We start from the raw sequence: 1,546 nt of genomic DNA on the forward strand, positions 1-1,546 counted from the left end.
TCGAAAACCACCAACAAACCATCGTGGGGATCCTCACGGAACCCGAAACGACTCCCCCGTATCCGATCGTCGTGATGTTGCATGGGTTCAGCGGTAATAAGGATGGATTCTCCCAACCCTTGCAAGAGACGGGAGAAACCATGTATGGCCGTACGGCCCGGGTGTTCGCCGAGAACGGGATTGCCAGTCTCCGCATCGATTTTCGTGGGAGCGGGGAAAGCGATGGTGACTTTGCGGATATGACGTTCACGAGACAGATCAGCGATACCCTGACCGCAATCGAATACGCGGCCAATCTTCCGCGGATAGACTCCGAACGCATGGGCCTGCTTGGTCGCAGTCAGGGTGGGTTGGTGGCCGCGACTGCAGCGGCTCGGGATGATCGAATCGATTCAGCGGTGCTCTGGGTGGCGGTCTCGATTCCCTATGCAACCTACAGCGACGTTTACGGATCGGAAACGGTGCAAGCCGGATTGAATGCCGCGGAGGGTGAGCTGGTTGAGGCCTCGACAACATGGGGGTCAACTTTCGAGCTCAAGCGTCCCTTTTTCGAGGGTCTGTTAAAGATCGATCCGGTGGCCGAGATTGTTCGCTTTACCAAGCCTTTAATGGTGGTCGTCGGTTTGCAGGACACTATCATCAAGCCTCAACCCCAAATGGGAGAAATTTATCTGCGGTATCACGAAGGGGAGGAAAGATTGGTCAAGCTCGATGCCAATCATTTTATCAATATCCCGGAGCAATCGGCCGAGCTCGATAAGGCCATTGCCTGGAGCACGGATTGGTTTATCAAAACCTTGATAGAGGAAGAGCACCATGAAGAGTCCGAAGAGTCCGAAGGATTCGAAAGGTTTTTCGACAGATTCGGATTTGATCTAAGGGGTTTTTGCGAAAGACACCCTAAAGGGCCTTTTTGCGAGAGCCTTTTTGCGAATTAAAGATCCTCTCTGGCTCCCACGCTCCAGCGTGGGAGGAAGTCCGGACGCTCCAGCGTCATAAAACATTGGCCGCTGGAGCGGTTACAATTGCATTCCCATGCCGGAGTGTGGGAACAAGCCAATATCTGTGTACAGTCTACAAGTCTAAACTCGTTTCGTTGGCCGTATAATGAGAGGCATCAATATATGCAAAGAAATATTGAAGAATTAGCATCAGAATTAATTCGATTGCCCAAGAGAGAGGTTAGAAATAGCTAGGTTTCTCCTTTTTTTGGATAATTATTCTACGGCCCCCGGTGATGTCAGTTCCGCATGGGAAAAAGAAATTACCGAATCTCGCTGCGCTCGAAATGACAATTGATGAAATCGGCGTAATCATTCAACCCCCTAAAGAGGAAAGTGAAAATGCGTGACAACATCATAAAAACAGCCTGTGTTATCGGACTGCTCGCATGGGTTTCGGGGGCGTTCGCCCAGGAAACCTCCACATCGATCATTAACGTCGGGGAGCCGGCCCCACAACTGGTGCCTCAGTTTGGAAGCAGATCATCACGCATCACATTCGAAAACCACCAACAAACCATCGTGGGGATCCTCACGGAACCCGA

General features: G+C 51.2%; 2 protein-coding genes. Both read left to right on the top strand.

The window, feature by feature from the left end; all coding sequences use genetic code 11:
• On the top strand, nt 1–938 hold a 938-nt coding region (locus tag BQ17_RS13065), incomplete at its 5' end, for an alpha/beta hydrolase family protein (RefSeq protein ID WP_089727753.1).
• Between the two features lie 405 nt (nt 939–1,343).
• The coding region (locus BQ17_RS22715; RefSeq protein WP_218068263.1) for a hypothetical protein at nt 1,344–1,546 on the top strand (203 nt) is incomplete at its 3' end.

The sequence above is a fragment of the Candidatus Thiosymbion oneisti genome (genome assembly GCF_900092655.1).
Classification (GTDB): Bacteria; Pseudomonadota; Gammaproteobacteria; order Chromatiales; family Chromatiaceae; genus Thiosymbion; species Thiosymbion oneisti.